The 691-nt window shown below is 45.0% G+C and carries 1 protein-coding gene; it reads left to right on the top strand.

Features of this window, described 5'->3' with window-relative positions:
* Positions 1 to 691, top strand: a 691-nt coding sequence (locus tag R8O11_RS27910) for an AarF/ABC1/UbiB kinase family protein (RefSeq protein ID WP_318194958.1), incomplete at both ends; no start/stop codon positions are given.

Here is a 691-nt window from a genome sequence, read left to right on the forward strand (position 1 = left end):
ATCCGCGTTTCTTGCTTTCAACTTCAAACCTATTGCGAGTGCATCCATAGGGCAAGTTCACCAAGCCTACAGCGATGCTGGCGATAATTTGGCAGTAAAAGTGCAATATCCCGGTATCAGAAAGAGCATCGACAGCGACGTCGATAATGTCGGTACGCTTTTGAAAATTGTTGGCCTTATCCCTGAGTCTGTTGACTATAAAGGACTGTTGGAAGAGGCGAAAAAACAGCTGCACGACGAAGCCAATTATGAGCGAGAAGCTCAGTTTGCCTGTAGATATCACGAGGCTCTACAAGGCCATCCGCATTTTGTGGTACCAAAAATCTACCCGGAAATTTCATCCCAATCCGTTCTGGCTATGGCGTTCATTCAAGGGACGCCCATAGAGAAAATCGCAAACTACGACCAAGAAACTCGCGACTTTGTAATGCACAATTTGTTGGAACTGCTGTTTAAAGAACTGTTCGAATTCAAAATGGTGCAAACCGATCCAAACTTCGCAAACTACCTCTATCTTGAACAAAGTAAACAAATAGGGCTGTTAGATTTTGGCGCAACCCGCGAATACAGTGAACGTTTTAGTTCCGGTTATCGCCAAGCCTTTTCATCTGTCGTGAACGATGACGAACACGGGCTCAACGATGCTTTAGAGCAAATAGGCTTTTTCGCTCAAAGCATCAAACCAGAGCAG

This window comes from Vibrio sp. 1288, from assembly GCF_033344475.1.